Below are 17,424 nucleotides of genomic sequence, written 5' to 3'. Positions count from 1 at the left end.
TTCCGCCGGCCTAGAGGCGGCGCCGCGTGGCGTCCTGCACCTCGCCGACGAGCTCCTCGATGATGTCCTCGAGGAAGAGGACGCCCGTCGTGCGACCCTCGGCGTCGACGGAGCGCGCGAGGTGCGCCCCCGAGCGGCGCATCACCGCGAGGCCGTCCTCCAGGTCGGCGCTCGCGAGGATCGACACGAGGCGACGGATGCGCTTCGGGGGCACGGGGTCGTCGAACTCGTCCTCGTCGAGGTCGATGACGTCCTTCAGGTGCACGTAGCCCGTCGGTTCGCGCTCCTCGTCGACGAGCACGTAGCGGCTGAAGCCGCGCTGCGCGACGGCCCGCTCGACGTCCGAGGGCGAGGCGTCCTCCGGCAGCTGGACGAGCTCGTCCATCGGCACGGCGACGTCGTGCACCTTCTTGGCCGTGAACTCGAACGCCGCAGTGAGCGCTCCTGAGCGGTCGTGCAGCAGACCCTCGCGCTGGGACTGCTCGACGATCGTCGCGACCTCCTCGAGCGTGAACGCGCTCGTCGCCTCGTCCTTGGGCTCGACGCGGAAGAGGCGCAGCACGCCGTTCGCGACGGCGTTGAGGGCGACGATGACGAAGCCGAAGATGCGCGCGACGGCGACGAGCGGCGGCGCGAGCAGCAGCACCGATCGCGTCGGCAGCGAGAACGAGATGTTCTTGGGCACCATCTCGCCGAGCACGACGTGCAGGAACGACACGAGCAGGAGCGCGATCGTGAACGCGATGCCGCTCACGACCTCGTACGGAAGGCCGGTGAGCTCGAGCGGGATCTCGAGGATGTGGTGGATGGCCGGCTCGGAGACGTTGAGGATGAGCAGCGAGCACACCGTGATGCCCAGCTGGCTCGTCGCGAGCATGAGCGTCGCGTGCTCCATGGCCCACAGCGCGGTCTTCGCCGCTCGGGATCCGGCTTCGGCGCGCGGCTCGATCTGCGAGCGCTTCGCGGAGATGACCGCGAACTCGGCGCCGACGAAGAACGCGTTGCCCGCGAGCAGCACGACGAGCCAGGCGAGGCCCCACCAGTCGGATTCGCTGATCATCGGCCGGCCTCCTCGTCCTCGGTGAGCGGTCGCGGCGTGTAGCGGACCCGGTCGATGCGCCGGCCGTCGAGCCGCTCGACGCGGAAGCCGCCCGCGTCGATCTCGACGACGTCGCCGACGGCGGGGAGGCGACCGAGCTCGGACATCATCCAGCCGCCCACGGTCTCCCACGGGCCGTCGTGGGGCACGGAGACCCCGGCGCGGTCGCGGAGCTCGTCGGGCCGGAGCATGCCGGGGAAGGTGAGCCAGTCGCGCGAGCGGACGACGCCGACGAGGACGCGGTCGTGCTCGTCGGAGACCTCTCCGACGAGCTCCTCGACGAGATCCTCGAGCGTGGCGACGCCCGCGGTGCCTCCGTACTCGTCGACCACGATCGCCATCTGGTAGCCCCGGCCGCGCAGCTCGGCGAGGAGGGTGTCGAGCATCATCGTCTCCGGAACCCGCAGCGCGTCGCTCTGCAGCGCCGAGACGGGGACGTCGGAGCGTCGGTCGTGCGGCACCGCGACGGCCTGCTTCACGTGCACGATGCCCACGATGTCGTCGATCGAGTCGTCGGTGACGGGGAAGCGCGAGAAGCCCGTTCGGCGGGCGAGCTCAATGACGGCGAGCGCGGAGTCGGAGCGGTCGACGCTCGCCACGCGCGGGCGCGGCGTCATCACGTCGGACGCGGAGTGCTGCGAGAACGCGAGCGTGCGCGACAGCAGCGTCGCGGTGTTCGCCCCGAGGGAGCCGTGCTGGGCGGAGCGCCGGACGAGGGAGGCGAGCTCCTCTGCGGTCCGTGCGCCGCTGAGCTCCTCCTTGGGCTCGATGCCCACCGAGCGGAGGATGGCGTTCGCGGTGTTGTTGAGCAGCGTGATCGCGGGCCGGAAGACCGTCGTGAAGAGCGCCTGGAAGGGGATGACGAACTTGGCCGTCTGGCGCGGGAGGGAGAGTGCGAAGTTCTTCGGGACGAGCTCGCCGACGATCATCGACAGCAGCGTCGCGATCACGACGGCGATGATCGTGCCGACGATGCCCACGGCGGCCTCGGGCAGGCCGATCGCCATGAGCGGGCCGGCGAGCATCATCGAGATCGCGGGCTCCATCGTGTAGCCCGTGAGGAGCGTGGTGAGCGTGATGCCCAGCTGCGCGCTCGAGAGGTGCGTCGAGGTGATCTTGAGGGCCGCGATGGTGGGCCCGAGCCGCTTCTCGCCGCGCGCCTGGCGCGCCTCGAGGTCGGATCTGTCGAGATTGACGAGCGCAAACTCGCTCGCGACGAAGAAGCCGGTGCCGATGGTGAGGAGCACGCCGACGCCGAGGAGGATCCACTCAGTGCCCACGGGAGCCCCCGTTCACCGGCGAGGGACTATGACTGGGGTCGGACGGCGAAGACGGCGGGTCATCCATGATGCGACGAAGTATAACCAGGCGCGCCCGGGCCGGCTGAGCGCGCGATCCACCGCGGCGAGCGCGCGCTCACCACGAGACGGGCAGCGCCTTCCCCTCCTCGTATCCCGCAGCCGACTGCACGCCGACGACGGCCCGCTCGTGGAACTCCGGGAGCGTCGCCGCGCCCGCGTACGTCATCGACGACCGCAGGCCCGAGGTGATCATGTCCAGCAGGTCGTCGATCGAGGGCCGCTGCGGATCGAGCAGGATGCGCGAGCTCGAGATGCCCTCGGCGAAGAGCGTCTTCCTCGCTCGGTCGAACGCGTCGAGCCGGCGGAAGCGCTGCTCGACCGCGCGCGTCGACGCCATGCCCCATGAGCTCTTGAACCAGCGCCCCTCCTCGTCGACCTCGATCTCGCCGGGGGCCTCGAGCGTTCCCGCGAACCACGAGCCGATCATCACGGCGGAGGCTCCCGCGGCCAGCGCGAGCGCGACGTCGCGCGGATAGCGCACGCCGCCGTCCGCCCAGACGTGCGCGCCCTTCTCCCTCGCCGCCTGAGCCGTGTCGAGCACGGCCGAGAACTGCGGACGGCCGACCGCGGTCATCATGCGCGTCGTGCACATCGCGCCCGGGCCGACACCGACCTTGAGGATGTCCGCTCCCGCCTCGATGAGGTCGTGCACGGCCTCCGGCGTGACGACGTTCCCCGCGACGAGCGGGACCCCCAGCTTCTTGCCAGCCACGGCTCGCACGGCCGCGAGCATCGACTCCTGGTGGCCGTGCGCGGTGTCGAGCACGATGACGTCGACGCCCGCCTGCACGAGCGCCTCTGCTCGTGCCGCCGGGTCGCCGTTCGCGCCCACCGCGACGGCGACGCGGAGGCGGCCGCGGGCATCCGTCGCCGGGGAGTAGAGCGTGGCGCGGACGGCGCTGCGCGCGCTCAGCGATCCGATGATCCGCCCGTGGTGCATGACCGCGACGGCCTCGACGCCGGCCGCATCGATGAGGTCGAAGGCCTGACGCGGGTCGGTGACGTCCTCGTCGTCGAGGGCGGGGACGGGGTCGCCGACGAGGTCGCCGATGCGCGAGTCGGGCATCGCCCCGCGCAGGCGGCTGACGGGGATGCACCGCGCGGGCGCGCCGTCGGCGTCGACGACGGTCAGCAGGGCCCCCTGGGTGTCGGGCGCGAGGCGCAGCGCCTCGGCGATCGTGGTCTCCGCGCCCACGGTGATGAGCGGGTCGAGCATGACGGGAGCGCTCTTCACGGCGCGGATCGCGGCGTCGAGCTCACCGAGCGGGGTGTCCTGCGGCAGGACGCCGAGACCGCCGCGGCGGGCGAGCGCCGCCGCGAGTCGCGGGCCGGTGACCGAGGTCATGTTGGCGGCCACGATGGGGATGCCGAGCGCGGTGGGGTCGTCGACGGCGAGGTCCGCGCTCAGGCGGCTTCCGACATCCGATCGACCCGGGACGAGGAACACGTCGGAGTACGTCAGATCGTGGGCGGGCCGTTCGTCGAAGAATCGCACATCTTTCAGCCTACGGCGGGCCTCGCGGGGACGGGGGACGGGTCTTCAGTGGGTAGGCTTGTCGGGCTGGGGGCCAGCGAGGGTTCCCGAGCGATCCGAGCATCTAGCGAAACGGAAGTGGGCGGTCGGCTGTGTCAAGCCAAGTGACCGGAGTGAGCCCCGACGGCGGCGCCGCGGGCGAGTTCGGTGCCAACGAGTGGCTCGTTGACGAGATGTACGAGCAGTTCAAGGCCGATAAGAGCTCGGTCGATCCGTCGTGGTGGCCGATCCTCGAGAAGTACCACCAGTCGGCGCTCGCCGACGCCCCGCCGCCCGCGTCGGGCTCGGAGCCCGCGCCGGCGCCCTCCCCCGCCCCCGTGGCGATGGATGCGCCCGAGGCCGCGCCCGCCTCCTCCCCCTCGGCGTCCTCCGTTCCGCCGGCCTCCGTCCCGATCACGGGCAGCCAGCCGGTCGCACGGACGACCTCCGCTCCCCCGCAGCGTCAGCCCATCCCGGCGCAGGCCCCTGCTGCGTCCTCCGCGCCCGCCGCCGCGACCGAGACCGAGGAGCCGACGGAGGACACCGTCACTCCGCTCAAGGGCATGGCGAAGTCCCTCGCCGCGAACATGGACGCCTCGCTGAGCGTTCCGACGGCGACGAGCGTCCGGACCATCCCGGCGAAGCTGATGATCGACAACCGGATCGTCATCAACAACCACCTGAAGCGCGCCCGCGGCGGCAAGGTGTCGTTCACGCACCTCATCGCGTGGGCCATGGTCCGCGCCCTGCGCGAGTTCCCGAGCCAGAACGTCTTCTACGACGAGGTCGACGGCAAGCCCGTCGTCGTCACCCCCGCGCACATCAACCTCGGGATCGCGATCGACCTGCCGAAGCCCGACGGCTCGCGCGCGCTGCTCGTCCCCGGCATCAAGAAGTGCGAGTCGATGGGCTTCGGCGACTTCCTGACCGCCTACGAGGACGTCGTCAAGCGCGCCCGCGACAACAAGCTCGCCGCCGGCGACTTCCAGGGCAACACGATCTCGCTCACGAACCCCGGCGGCATCGGCACGGTGCACTCCGTCCCCCGCCTCATGCGCGGGCAGGGCGCGATCATCGGCGCCGGCGCGCTCGAGTACCCGGCCGAGTTCCAGGGCTCCTCGCCCGCGACGCTCGCCGAGCTCGGCATCGGCAAGACGATCACGCTCACGAGCACGTACGACCACCGCGTCATCCAGGGCGCCGGTTCGGGCGAGTTCCTGAAGAAGGTGCACGAGCTGCTCATCGGGCAGCGTCGCTTCTACGAGGACATCTTCGCCGACCTGCGGATCCCCTACGACCCGATCCACTGGGCTCAGGACATCCACGTCGATCTCTCCGACGCAGTGTCGAAGACCGCGCGCGTGCAGGAGCTCATCAACTCGTACCGCGTCCGCGGCCACCTCATGGCCGATGTCGACCCGCTGGAGTACCGTCAGCGCTCGCACCCCGACCTCGACATCGCGAGCCACGGGCTGACCTTCTGGGATCTGGACCGCGAGTTCGTCACGGGCGGCTTCGGCGGCCGTCGCACGATGCTCCTCCGCGAGATCCTCGGCGTGCTGCGCGACTCGTACTGCCGCACCGTGGGCCTCGAGTACATGCACATCGCCGACCCGGCCCAGCGCCGCTGGTTCCAGGACCGCCTCGAGCGGCCGTACCAGAAGCCGACGCACGACGAGCAGATGCGCATCCTCGGCAAGCTCAACCAGGCCGAGGCGTTCGAGACGTTCCTGCAGACCAAGTACGTCGGCCAGAAGCGCTTCAGCCTCGAGGGCGGCGAGTCCGTCATCCCGCTGCTCGATGAGATCCTGCAGGGCGCGGCCGAGGCCGAGATGGACGAGGTCGCCATCGGCATGGCGCACCGCGGCCGCCTCAACGTGCTCGCCAACATCGCGGGCAAGACCTACGGCCAGATCTTCCGCGAGTTCGAGGGCACGCAGGATCCGCGCAGCGTCCAGGGCTCCGGCGACGTGAAGTACCACCTCGGTACCGAGGGCGTCTTCACCGCCATGAGCGGCAAGCAGATCCCCGTCTACCTCGCGGCGAACCCCTCGCACCTCGAGGCCGTCAACGGCGTGCTCGAGGGCATCGTCCGCGCCAAGCAGGACCGCAAGGGCGACGGCCAGTTCGGCGTGCTCCCCGTCCTCGTCCACGGCGACGCTGCGATGGCCGGGCAGGGCGTCGTGCTCGAGACGCTGCAGCTGTCGCAGCTGCGCGGCTTCCGCACGGGCGGCACGATCCACGTCGTGGTCAACAACCAGGTCGGCTTCACCACGCCCCCCGGCGAGGCGCGCTCGTCGAACTACTCGACCGACGTCGCCAAGACCATCCAGGCGCCGATCTTCCACGTCAACGGCGACGACCCCGAGGCCGTCACGCGCGTCGCGGAGCTCGCGTTCGCGTACCGGCAGGAGTTCAAGCGCGACGTCGTCATCGATCTCGTCTGCTACCGCCGCCGTGGGCACAACGAGGGCGACGACCCCTCGATGACGCAGCCGCTCATGTACAACCTCATCGAGGCCAAGCGCTCGGTGCGCACGCTCTACACCGAGTCGCTCGTCGGCCGCGGCGACATCACCCCGGACGAGTTCGACGCCGCGCACCGCGACTTCCAGGAACGGCTCGAGGTCGCGTTCGCCGAGACCCACGCCGCGCAGACGGGGCAGATCCCCGTCGTCGGAGCCGCCGCGGTCACGTCCCCCGCGATGGAGACCATCGCGGCGGAGCCGGAGACGACGGGCGTGCCCGTGGAGGTCATCCAGCACATCGGCGACGCGCACGACAACCCGCCCGCCGGCTTCAGCATCCACGGCAAGCTGCAGGCGATGCTCAAGAAGCGCGTCGAGATGAGCCGCAACGGCGGCATCGACTGGGGCTTCGGCGAGCTGCTCGCGCTCGGCTCCCTCCTCATGGAGGGCACGCCCGTGCGCATGTCCGGCCAGGACTCCCGCCGAGGCACGTTCGTGCAGCGTCACGCCGTCCTGCACGACCGCACCAACGGCCAGGAATGGCTGCCGCTCGCGAACCTCGCCGAGAACCAGGCGAAGCTCTGGATCTACGACGCGCTCCTGAGCGAGTACGCGACGATGGGCTTCGAGTACGGCTACTCGGTCGAGCGCCCCGACTCGCTCGTGCTGTGGGAGGCGCAGTTCGGCGACTTCGCCAACGGCGCTCAGACGATCATCGACGAGTTCATCTCCTCCGCCGAGCAGAAGTGGAACCAGCGCTCGAGCGTCGTGCTGCTGCTGCCGCACGGCTACGAGGGCCAGGGGCCCGACCACTCGTCCGCGCGCATCGAGCGCTACCTGCAGCTCGCGGCCGAGGACAACATGACGGTCGCGCGCCCCTCGACGCCCGCGTCGTACTTCCATCTGCTGCGCCGTCAGGCCTACGCGCGCCCGCGCCGGCCGCTCATCGTCTTCACCCCGAAGGCGATGCTGCGACTGCGCGGCGCGACGAGCGAGGTCGCCGACTTCACCGAGGGCCGCTTCGAGCCCGTGCTCGACGACGCGAACGTCACCGACCCGCAGTCGGTGCGCCGCGTCCTCCTGCACGCCGGCAAGATCCACTACGACCTCAAGAGCGAGATCGAGAAGCGCGGCACGCAGGGTGTCGCGCTCGTGCGGCTCGAGCAGTTCTACCCGCTGCCGGAGGCCGAGCTGCAGGAGGTCGTCGACCGCTACCCGAGCGCCGAGCTCGTGTGGGTCCAGGACGAGCCCGAGAATCAGGGCGCCTGGCCCTTCTTCGCGCTCGAGAGCGCCAAGCGCGAGGGCCGGCCGGTCCGCGTCATCTCGCGCCCGGCATCCGCGTCGCCCGCGACCGGATCGACCAAGCGCAGCGCGCAGGAGCACGCCGCGATCATGGACGCCGCCCTGAGCGACTAGGTCGCAGAACGCCGAACGGGCCCGCGCCCTCCGTCAGGAGGGGCGGGCCCGTTCGCGTGAGCGGGGGTACTACGCCGTGGCGTCGAGCTTCTCGATCGTGCCGAGGATCATCGCCCGCAGTTCGTCGGGCGCCTTCTCCTGACAGGCTTCCTTCACCTTGGTGGTGAGGGTGATGCCGACGAGATGCTCGGCCGAGCAGTCGTCGCAGTTGGCCATGTGCTCGCGGATGTCCTGGCACTGCTCGGCGCTGAGCTCGTTGTGCAGGAACTCCTCGAGCTCGGCTTTGGCCTTGTCGCAGCCGCAGTCGCTCATGTCGCGCTCCTCGTGGTGGTAGTGGTCTCTTTCAACGTCATCCCGCGCTCGCGGGCGTAGTCGGCGAGCAGGTCGCGCAGCAGTCGCCTGCCGCGGTGGAGCCGGCTCATCACGGTGCCGACGGGGGTCTTCATGATGTCGGCGATCTCCTGGTACGAGAAGCCCTCGACGTCGGCGAAGTAGACGGCGAGACGGAAGTCCTCCGGGATCGACTGAAGGGCGTCCTTCACGGCGCTCGCGGGCATCCGGTCGATCGCCTCGGCCTCGGCCGACCGGCTCGAGCTCGACGTCGCCGACTGCGCGTTGCCGAGCTGCCATTCCTCGAGCTCGTCGGTCGAGCCCTGATACGGGTCGCGCTGCTTCTTGCGGTACACGTTGATGAACGTGTTGGTGAGGATCCGGTACAGCCACGCCTTGAGGTTCGTGCCCTGCTCGAACTGGCCGAACGCGGCGAACGCCTTCACGAACGTCTCCTGCACGAGGTCGGAGGCGTCGGCGGGGTTCTTGGTCATGCGCATGGCGGCGCCGTAGAGCTGGTCCATGAACGGGAGCGCCTGCTCCTGGAACAGCTGGCGGCGTTCGGCGAGCTCGTCAGTCATCGTGAGCGAGTCTACGACCGGCGCCTCTGCGGTCGCGCCGGTGCGCGGCCAGGGGTCGAGGACAGCGGATGCGGTGCTCACGCGATCGAGGACGGCGCTCGTCATGCGGCGGCTCCCTTCGCTCGTGCTGCCGATACCCTGTAACCGATGCAGGTATTCGGCTATTCCTCACCCCGTTTCAGCCCCTACGACGACGACAGCGCCGACCACGCGGCGACGACGGACGACGACGAGGGGCCGTGGCGCGCGCCCCGAGCAACCGGCCCGCTGGATGCTCGCCTCACCCTGCCCGGATCGAAGAGCCTCACCAACCGCGAACTCGTTCTCGCCGCCCTCGCCGACGGCCCCTCTCTGCTGCGCCGGCCGCTGCACTCGCGAGACTCGGCGCTCATGATCGCCGCACTGCGCGCGCTCGGCGTCGGCGTCGAGGAGGTGCCGGGCGACGGCGCCTACGGGCCCGACCTGCGCGTGACTCCCGCGGCCGAGCTGACCGGCTCGACGAGCATCGACGTCGGTCTTGCGGGCACCGTCATGCGATTCCTGCCTCCCGTCGCGGCGCTCGCTCTCGGGCCGGTCGCGTTCGACGGCGACGATGCCGCGCGGCGGCGCCCGATGCGCACGACGATCGACTCGCTGCGCGCGCTCGGCGTCGACGTCAACGACGACGGCCGCGGCGCTCTGCCGTTCAGCCTGTGGGGCTCGGGGGCGGTGCGCGGCGGCGAGGTCGCGATCGACGCGAGCGCGTCGAGCCAGTTCGTCTCCGGGCTGCTGCTCGCCGCCCCGCGGCTCACCGAGGGGCTCACGCTGCGGCACACGGGTGAGCGCCTGCCGTCGATGCCCCACATCGAGATGACGATCGCCGCACTCGCGGCGCGCGGCGTGACGGTCTCGAGCCCCGACGAGGGCGTGTGGGTCGTCGAGCCCGGCCCGATCGCGGCGCGCGACGTCGACATCGAGCCCGATCTGTCGAACGCGGCTCCGTTCCTCATCGCCGCGGTGGTCGCGGGCGGCACCGTCGCGATCGAGGGCTGGCCGGAGAGCACGACGCAGGTCGGCGCCGACCTCATCGAGATCCTCCCCCGCTTCGGCGCGACCGTGCGCCGCGACGGCGACGCGCTCGTCGTCGACGGCGGCGAGGGTCTACTCGGCGGCCGCCCGATGGCCGGAATCGAGCTCGACCTCTCGCGCGGCGGCGAGCTCGCGCCCGCTCTCGTGGCGCTCGCGGCCCTCGCCGACTCGCCGAGCCGCATCACCGGCATCGAGCACCTCCGCGGCCACGAGACCGACCGCCTCGCTGCCCTCGCCGACGATCTGACGCGCGTCGGCGGCGCCGCGACGGAGCTCGACGACGGCATCTCGCTCGAGCCGCGCACCCTGCACGGTGCCGACTGGGGCGCGTTCGAGGATCACCGCATGGCTCACGCCGGCGCGATCATCGGCCTCGCGGTCGACGGGGTCGACATCGACGACATCCGCGCGACCTCCAAGACGCTGCCCGAGTTCCCCGAGCTGTGGTGGCGCCTGGTCGCATCGACGCGAGCGCCGGGCCCCGCCCCCGCATGAGCTGGCTGCCGCCCGACGACGACGAGGACGAGCCCTACGGCGCGTACGACGAGTCGGCCGTGCGCTCGCGGCCCAACCCGAAGGCGAACCGCCCCCGCTCGAAGCAGCGCCCCGCGCACGACGACGCCGTCGTGGGCCGCATCGTGACGGTCGACCGCGGCCGCTACCTCGCTCTCATCGACGAGGGCGAGCCCACCGAGCGCGCGGTGATCTGCACCCGCGCCCGCGAGCTGCGCAAGACCGCGATCGTGACGGGCGACCGCGTCGACGTCGTCGGCGACGTGAGCGGCGAGGAGGGCGCGCTCGGCCGCATCGTGAGCGTGCACGAGCGCCGCACGCTCCTGCGGCGCAGCGCCGACGACACCGATGCCGTCGAGCGCATCGTCGTCGCGAACGCCGACCAGCTCATGATCGTCGTCGCCGCCGCGAACCCCGAGCCGCGGCCCCGGCTCGTGGACCGCTACCTCGTGGCCGCGTTCGACGCCGGCATCTCTCCGCTGCTCGTCGTGACGAAGACCGACCTCGCCGACCCGACGGCCTTCCTCGCCCACTTCGCGGGGCTCGACGTGCGCGTCATCACGAGCTCGGCCGAGCATCCGCCGCTCGATGCTCTGCACGCGCTGCTGCGCGATCGCACGACCGTCGCGGTCGGGCACTCCGGAGTGGGCAAGTCGACCCTCGTCAACGCGCTCGTGCCAACCGCCCATCGCGCGATCGGTCGCGTCAATTCAGTCACCGGCCGCGGGCGCCACACCTCGAGCTCGACCGTGTCTCTCCGCCTGCCCGACGGCGGCTGGATCATCGACACCCCCGGCGTGCGCTCGTTCGGCCTCGGACACGTGAACCCCGACAGCATCCTCATCGCCTTCGAGGATCTCGCCGAGGTCGCGCGCTCGTGCCCGCGCGGCTGCACGCACCTGACGGATGCGCCCGACTGCGAGCTCGTCGAGGCGGCCGCGCGCGGCGAGCTCGGCGACCTCGGCCCGCAACGGCTCGACTCGCTCCAGCGACTGCTGACGACCCTCACCAGGTCCGCGTACTGAGCGGGGATCGCGACCGCTACTGTGAGAGCCGTGACCGACCTCGCCGCCGACCTGGCGCTCGCGCTCGAGCTCGCAGTACGCGCGGATTCGGTCTCGTTCGACCGGTTCCGCGCGGTCGACCTCGAGGTGACGACGAAGCCCGACCGCACGCCCGTGACCGACGCCGACCGGGCGGTCGAGCGCGTCATCCGCGATGGCCTCGCCGCGGCGCGACCGAACGACGGCATCCTCGGCGAGGAGTACGGCGCCGCGACTGGCACGGGCGACGGCGCCCACCGCCAGTGGATCATCGATCCCATCGACGGCACGGCCAACTTCCTGCGCGGCATGCCGATCTGGGGCACCCTCATCGCGCTCGCGATCGACGGCGAGCCCCTCGTCGGCGTGGTGAGCTCTCCCGCTCTCGAGCGCCGCTGGTGGGCAGCCCGCGGTCTCGGCGCCTTCGTGCTACGCACCGGCCCCGCTCCTGAGACGGATGCCCGCCCGCTGCGCGTGAGCGGCGTGCGCGACCTCGCCGACGCGTCGATCTCCTACAACAGCCTCCCCGGGTGGGACGACGAGGGCCGCCTCGACGACCTGCTCGCGCTCACGCGCGCCGCCTGGCGCTCGCGCGCGATCGGCGACATGTGGTCATACATGCTCGTCGCCGAGGGCGTCATCGACGTCGCCGGCGAGTTCGACCTCCAGCCGTACGACATGGCGGCCCTGCAGCCGATCATCGAGGAGGCCGGTGGCCGCTTCAGCTCGGTCGACGGCGAGACGGGGCCGTGGCACGGTAGCGCGCTCGCCACCAACGGCCACCTCCACGACGCCGTACTCGCGCTCGTCGCGCGCGCGGCTCCCCCCTGCGCACTCGGCGCCGGATCCCGCACAGCACCCGACTCCGCATCCGACCACGAAGATTAGCCCATGCCCGCCCCCGCTCCGCTCCGCCGCGCCCTCGGTGTGCTCGCGGTCGCCTCGGCGACCGCGGCGCTGTCGGGCTGCGCCTTCCTCTCCCAGTTCACCGGCGCCGGTGAGGCGCAGCGCGACACCGAGGGCCAGGTCGTCGAGGGCAACGAATCGACCGACGTCTTCACCCTCCGCGTCGGCGACTGCCTCAACGACTCCGGGGCGACCGAGCAGGTCGAGACCGTGCCGACGACGCCGTGCGACGAGCCGCACGACAGCGAGGTGTACGCCTCGGTCATCATGACGGAGGACGACTACCCGAGGCAGGAAGCCATCCTCGAGCGCGCCGACGTCGAGTGCCTCACCGAGTTCGAGGCGTTCGTCGGCGGCAGCTGGGACGACTCGCCCTACGACTTCAGCTACTACTTCCCGACCGAGGGCAGCTGGGGCGAGGGCGACCGTGAGATCCTCTGCGTCATCTACGACCCGGCCGGTCCCGTGACGGGAAGCCTCGAGGGCTCGGCGAGCTGACCGCTTCGAGCTGAGCGCGGCGCGCGAGAGCCCCGCGCGGGCCGAGGCTCAGCGCGGGCCGAGGCTCAGCGCGGGCTCATCGCGATCGCGACCTTGCCCCGCACCTCTCGGCGCGCGAGCCGGTCGATCGCGTCGCGGGCGCCCTCGACCGGCGCGACCTCGTCGACGGCGGCGGACATCCGCCCCGCCGCGACGTGATCGAGCACGATCGCGAGATCGGCGCCCGACTCCTTCTGCATGACCATCGCGACGCGGTGGCGCACCCACGGGCCGAGGAGCGCCGCCCGCAGCGAACGATCGAAGCCGTCGAGAACGGGCCCGCCGACGTGGTCGGCACCGACGATGACGAGCGCGCCGCGCTCGGTGAGTAGTCGCCGTAGGACCGAGAGAGTGCGGCCGTCGGCGGTGTCGATGACGGCGTCGTAGCGCCCCCAACCGTCGGGGCCCGGCTCGGCGCGGTAGTCGATCGTCCGCTCGGCACCGAGCGAGCGGACGAACGCCGCCTTGCTCGCGCTCGCGACGCCCGTCACGCGCGCGCCCGCGAGCACCGCGAGCTGCACGAGCGCCGAGCCCACGCCGCCGCCCGCGCCGATGACGAGCACTCTCTGCCCCTCGCGCACGCGAGCGACGTCGCGAACGGCCTGCAGCGCCGTGACGGAGGAGATCGGGAGGGCCGCGGCGTCGGTCGTCGGGACTCCGTCGGGGATGCGTGCGAGCTTGTGGGGCCGCGCGAGGACGAGCTCGGCGAACGCCCCAGGCGCGGATCCGGCGATGCGGTCGCCGACGGCGAACCCGACCTGCTCGGGTGTCGCGCCCGGCGGCAGGGCCTCGACGCGTCCCGCGAACGCGAGACCCGGGATCGGCTGACGGGGACGGGGCAGTCCGAGGAACGGACGGACCATCAGCGGCCGACCGGTCAGCAGATGGATCGTGCCCGAGTCGGGGCTCATCGCCTCGACGCGCACGAGCACGCGACCGGCGCGCGGAGCGGGCGCGGGCGCCTCGCCGTCGCGCAGCATCTCGACGCCGCCGTAGCCGGTCTGCAGAAGGGCCCGCATGGTCGCGGGGGTTGTGGTCGTGGTCATGATCGTCTCGTCTCGTCGTCGGGTGGGGCGGATGCGGCGCTCAGGCGCCGTCCGGGTACTGGAACACGTCGTCGAGCGGGACCCCGAAGACGCGCGCGATCTGGAACGCGACCTCGAGCGAGGGCGAGTACTTACCCTGCTCGATCGCGATGACGGTCTGCCGCGTGACGCCGATGCGCTCGGCGAGCTCGGCCTGCGTCAGCTCGCCGTGGGCGAAGCGGAGGGCGCGGATGCGGTTCTCGACCCTCGTGGGCTTCACCATGACGGCACTCCCCCGCGGTAGAGCGCGACCTTCGTGATGCCCTCGAGCACGGCCGAGGCGTAGAAGCCGACGAAGAGCGCGTGGGCGATCCAGAAGTGGTCGGCCTCGAGCATCGCGAGGACGAGGGCGGCGAGCGCGCCGATCACGAGCACGGCGCGCGCGGTGTGCTCGGCGCGCGCACTGATCTGCCGGTCGCGCACGTCGGTGCCGTACCCGTCGCGGCGGGTCAGGATGGCGACGACGATCGTCACGACGACGGTCACGACGATGCCGATGCCGATGCTCCACAGCATCGCGTCGACGTAGGGGGCGTCGACGAGCGGGCCGCCGGCCGCGCGCGCGGCGATCACGGCGCCGTAGACCACGCCCGTGACGATGCCGACGACGAGGCCGATCCAGGCCACTTTTTCCTCATAGGCCACGATGCGCTCCCTTTGATCGATCGATGCGAATGTCAAGAATATCTGACACGCTCAAGGTAAAGCGCGACGGACATCCTGTCAATGATTGTTTACATGTCCGGGATGTGCGGGCCTCGTCGGCCGCGCGCGTCCGGCTGGCCGACGCCCCCGTCGGCCGCGCGTCGGGGCTGCAGCTCGGCTCGCTGTTCGTCGCACGGATCCGCCGTTCGTCGCACCGAACGTCCGCCCGTCGGCGGTGCCCGCCAAGGTCGTGCTCCGCTTTCTAGGGTGACCTCACGCAACGACGCGACCCCCTGGAGGAGAACGATGACGTCACAGCCACCCGGATCGACCGTCGAGGCCCGGCCCGACGGACCCGAGCCCGACCCGGCCCTTCCCCCCACCGAGCTCCCCGCCGCCGAGCGCGAGCGGGAGAGCCGCTGGACCCTTCCGAAGATCATCCTCTGGGCCGCGATCGCGCTGCTCGGCGGCGTCTCGTGGACGATGCTCGCGATCGTGCGCGGCGAGACCGTCAACGCGCTCTGGTTCGTCTTCGCGGCCGTCTGCACCTACCTGATCGGCTACCGCTTCTACTCGAAGGTCATCGAGCGCTACATCACGCGACCCGACGATCGACGGGCCACGCCCGCTGAGGTCCGCGCCGACGGCAAGGACTACGTCCCGACCGATCGCCGCGTGCTCTACGGCCACCACTTCGCCGCCATCGCCGGCGCGGGCCCGCTCGTCGGCCCCGTGCTCGCGGCGCAGATGGGCTACCTGCCCGGCACGATCTGGATCATCGTCGGCGTGCTGCTCGCCGGCGCCGTCCAGGACTACCTCGTGCTGTTCTTCTCGATGCGACGCGGTGGCCGCACGATCGGCCAGATGGCCCGCGACGAGCTGGGCCGCATCGGCGGAACCGCCGCGATCATCGCCTCGCTGCTCATCATGCTCATCATCATCGCGATCCTCGCGCTCGTCGTCGTCAACGCGCTCGGCGAGAGCCCGTGGGGCGTCTTCAGCGTCGCGATGACCATCCCGATCGCGCTCTTCATGGGCGTCTACCTGCGCTACCTCCGACCGGGCAAGATCTCCGAGGTCTCGATGATCGGCTTCGTGCTGCTCATGGCCGCGATCATCGCGGGCGGCTGGGTCGCCGAGACGCCGTGGGGCGCCGAGCTCTTCACGCTCGACCGCACGACGATCGCGTGGGGCATCATCATCTACGGCTTCATCGCCGCCGTCCTGCCCGTCTGGCTGCTGCTCGCCCCGCGCGATTACCTGTCGACGTTCATGAAGATCGGCGTGATCGTCATGCTCGCCGGCGCGGTCGTGCTCGTGCGGCCCGAGATCTCGGTGCCGGCGTTCAGCGAGTTCGCCGGCGGCGAGCTCGGGCCCGTGGTCTCCGGCACGCTCTTCCCGTTCCTGTTCGTGACGATCGCGTGCGGCGCGCTCTCCGGGTTCCACGCGCTCATCGCCTCGGGCACGACGCCGAAGCTCATCGAGAAGGAGCGCCAGACGCGCTTCATCGGCTACGGCGGCATGCTCATGGAGTCGTTCGTCGCGATCATGGCGCTCGTCGCCGCGCTCTCGCTCGACCGCGGCATCTACTTCGCCATGAACTCCTCGGCGGCAGCGACGGGCGGCACGGTCGAGGGCGCCGTCGCTTTCGTGAACTCGCTCGGCCTCATCGGCGTGACCCTCACGCCGGAGCTGCTCACGAGCACGGCGTCGGCGGTCGGCGAGGAGTCGATCGTCTCGCGCACGGGAGGCGCGCCGACGCTCGCACTCGGCATCGCGAACATCATGCAGCAGCTCTTCGGAGGCCCAGCCCTCGCGGGCTTCTGGTATCACTTCGCGATCATGTTCGAGGCGCTGTTCATCCTCACCGCCGTCGACGCCGGCACCCGCGTCGCGCGCTTCATGCTTCAGGACTCGATCGGCAACGTGATCCCGAAGTTCAAGGACACGGGATGGCGCCCCGGCGTCTGGATCACGACGGCGCTCATGGTCGCCGGCTGGGGCTGGATCCTCATCCTCGGCGTCACGGATCCGCTGGGCGGCATCAACACGTTCTTCCCGCTGTTCGGCATCGCGAACCAGCTGCTCGCGGTCATCGCCCTCGCGGTCGTGCTCGCGATCGTCGCCAAGCGCGGGCCGAGCTATGTGCGCTGGCTCTGGATCATCGGCGTGCCGCTCACCTTCGCGGCGATCGTCACGATCACGGCGTCGGCGTTCAAGATCTTCTCCCCCGTGCCGCAGGTCGGGTACTGGTCGAACCACTTCGCCTTCCGCGGAGCGCTCGAAGCGGGAGAGACGTCGTTCGGATCGGCCCAGACCGTCGAGGCGATGGAGGCGGTAGTGCGGAACACGATGGTGCAGGGCATCCTGTCGATCGTCTTCGTGACACTCGCGATCACCGTCGTGATCACATCTCTCCTCGCGACGGTTCGCGCCATCCGCGCCGGCGGCGGGGAGACGCACGAGGACGCCCCCGTCGCCTCGCGTCGCTTCGCTCCGCAGGGCTTCTTCGCCAGCAGGGCCGAGCGCGAGCTCGAGCGCCGCTGGGACGAGCTGCCCGCGGACGTGCGACCCGCGTCCGCCCGGCACTGATGACCGCCATCGCATCGCGGCGCTCCGCCCGGACCCTCTCGGTCCGGGCGGGCGCCGCCGCGCTCGGGCGAGCGGGCAGGGCCGTCACCTGGTACGTGCGCGAGCTCATGGGAGACACCGCGTACCGCACCTACCTCGAGCACCACGCCGCCACGCACGGCGCGGAGGTGGAGCCCCTCACCGAGCGGGAGTTCTGGCGGGGCAGAATGGACGAGCAGGACCAGAATCCCGGGGCCCGCTGCTGCTGACGACGACGTGACGAGGAGC

At 71.1% G+C, this 17,424-nt stretch carries 15 protein-coding genes; 7 read left to right on the top strand and 8 right to left on the bottom strand.

Going from position 1 to position 17,424, the window contains the following annotated elements; translation table 11 throughout:
- Window positions 1-10: 10 nt before the first annotated feature.
- From FHX53_RS05240 to guaB1, 3 genes are all read right to left on the bottom strand, one after another.
- On the bottom strand, window positions 11-1,060 hold the full coding sequence (locus FHX53_RS05240; protein WP_182490304.1) for a hemolysin family protein: 1,050 nt from the start codon (window positions 1,058-1,060) through the stop codon (window positions 11-13).
- A complete protein-coding gene (locus tag FHX53_RS05235; protein WP_182490303.1) occupies window positions 1,057-2,379 on the bottom strand; it encodes a CNNM domain-containing protein in 1,323 nt (440 codons plus the stop codon). Before FHX53_RS05235 ends, FHX53_RS05240 begins: the two co-directional genes overlap by 4 nt.
- A gap of 136 nt (window positions 2,380-2,515) precedes the next feature.
- Window positions 2,516-3,955 carry a GMP reductase gene (guaB1, locus tag FHX53_RS05230; protein ID WP_182490302.1) on the bottom strand — a complete coding sequence of 480 codons (1,440 nt, stop codon included), beginning with the start codon at window positions 3,953-3,955 and terminating at the stop codon, window positions 2,516-2,518.
- Window positions 3,956-4,086: 131 nt separating this feature from the next.
- Here guaB1 and FHX53_RS05225 point away from each other — a divergent pair, with 131 nt between their 5' ends.
- Window positions 4,087-7,857, top strand: coding sequence for a multifunctional oxoglutarate decarboxylase/oxoglutarate dehydrogenase thiamine pyrophosphate-binding subunit/dihydrolipoyllysine-residue succinyltransferase subunit (locus FHX53_RS05225; protein WP_182490301.1), 3,771 nt, complete (start codon window positions 4,087-4,089; stop codon window positions 7,855-7,857).
- Between the two features lie 69 nt (window positions 7,858-7,926).
- On the opposite strand, the gene FHX53_RS05220 is transcribed toward FHX53_RS05225, so the two are convergent.
- Entirely contained in the window at window positions 7,927-8,169 is a 243-nt protein-coding gene (locus FHX53_RS05220) for a zf-HC2 domain-containing protein (RefSeq protein WP_182490300.1), read from the bottom strand.
- Window positions 8,166-8,768: a sigma-70 family RNA polymerase sigma factor gene (locus FHX53_RS05215; protein WP_246335522.1), complete on the bottom strand. Its 603-nt coding sequence runs from the start codon at window positions 8,766-8,768 to the stop codon at window positions 8,166-8,168. Before FHX53_RS05215 ends, FHX53_RS05220 begins: the two co-directional genes overlap by 4 nt.
- Before the next feature lie 147 nt (window positions 8,769-8,915).
- On the opposite strand from FHX53_RS05215, the gene aroA reads away from it, so the two are divergent.
- From aroA to FHX53_RS05195, 4 genes are read left to right on the top strand one after another with little or no spacing between them, the layout of a single operon-like run.
- The gene (gene aroA, locus FHX53_RS05210) at window positions 8,916-10,331 is read left to right on the top strand and encodes a 3-phosphoshikimate 1-carboxyvinyltransferase (RefSeq protein WP_182490298.1); all 1,416 of its coding nucleotides are present in this window, start codon (window positions 8,916-8,918) and stop codon (window positions 10,329-10,331) included.
- Window positions 10,328-11,374: a ribosome small subunit-dependent GTPase A gene (rsgA, locus tag FHX53_RS05205; RefSeq protein ID WP_182490297.1), complete on the top strand. Its 1,047-nt coding sequence runs from the start codon at window positions 10,328-10,330 to the stop codon at window positions 11,372-11,374. Before aroA ends, rsgA begins: the two co-directional genes overlap by 4 nt.
- Window positions 11,375-11,404: 30 nt before the next feature.
- Entirely contained in the window at window positions 11,405-12,280 is an 876-nt protein-coding gene (locus tag FHX53_RS05200; RefSeq protein WP_182490296.1) for an inositol monophosphatase family protein, read from the top strand.
- 3 nt (window positions 12,281-12,283) lie between these two features.
- Window positions 12,284-12,796, top strand: a complete 513-nt coding sequence (locus FHX53_RS05195) for a septum formation family protein (protein ID WP_182490295.1) — start codon at window positions 12,284-12,286, stop codon at window positions 12,794-12,796.
- Window positions 12,797-12,861: 65 nt separating this feature from the next.
- On the opposite strand, the gene FHX53_RS05190 is transcribed toward FHX53_RS05195, so the two are convergent.
- From FHX53_RS05190 to FHX53_RS05180, 3 genes are read right to left on the bottom strand one after another with little or no spacing between them, the layout of a single operon-like run.
- Window positions 12,862-13,881, bottom strand: coding sequence for an NAD(P)-dependent alcohol dehydrogenase (locus FHX53_RS05190; RefSeq protein ID WP_220476212.1), 1,020 nt, complete (start codon window positions 13,879-13,881; stop codon window positions 12,862-12,864).
- Between the two features lie 40 nt (window positions 13,882-13,921).
- Entirely contained in the window at window positions 13,922-14,143 is a 222-nt protein-coding gene (locus FHX53_RS05185; protein WP_182490294.1) for a helix-turn-helix transcriptional regulator, read from the bottom strand.
- Window positions 14,137-14,547 (bottom strand): hypothetical protein, encoded by a 411-nt coding sequence (locus tag FHX53_RS05180; RefSeq protein WP_182490293.1) that lies wholly within the window; start codon window positions 14,545-14,547, stop codon window positions 14,137-14,139. Before FHX53_RS05180 ends, FHX53_RS05185 begins: the two co-directional genes overlap by 7 nt.
- A 324-nt stretch (window positions 14,548-14,871) precedes the next feature.
- Between FHX53_RS05180 and FHX53_RS05175 the strand changes: the two genes are divergently transcribed.
- Both FHX53_RS05175 and FHX53_RS13810 read left to right on the top strand, forming a co-directional pair.
- Window positions 14,872-17,157 (top strand): carbon starvation CstA family protein, encoded by a 2,286-nt coding sequence (locus FHX53_RS05175; RefSeq protein ID WP_182490292.1) that lies wholly within the window; start codon window positions 14,872-14,874, stop codon window positions 17,155-17,157.
- The gene (locus FHX53_RS13810; RefSeq protein ID WP_182490291.1) at window positions 17,157-17,405 is read left to right on the top strand and encodes a YbdD/YjiX family protein; all 249 of its coding nucleotides are present in this window, start codon (window positions 17,157-17,159) and stop codon (window positions 17,403-17,405) included. The genes FHX53_RS05175 and FHX53_RS13810 overlap by 1 nt, the downstream gene beginning before the upstream one ends.
- Window positions 17,406-17,424 lie beyond the last annotated feature (19 nt).

This window comes from Microcella alkalica, assembly GCF_014137945.1.
GTDB classification, from domain to species: domain Bacteria; phylum Actinomycetota; class Actinomycetes; order Actinomycetales; family Microbacteriaceae; genus Microcella; species Microcella alkalica.
The sequence above is the reverse complement of the archived record's forward strand: the minus strand, read 5'-3'. Positions and strand labels throughout refer to the sequence as shown.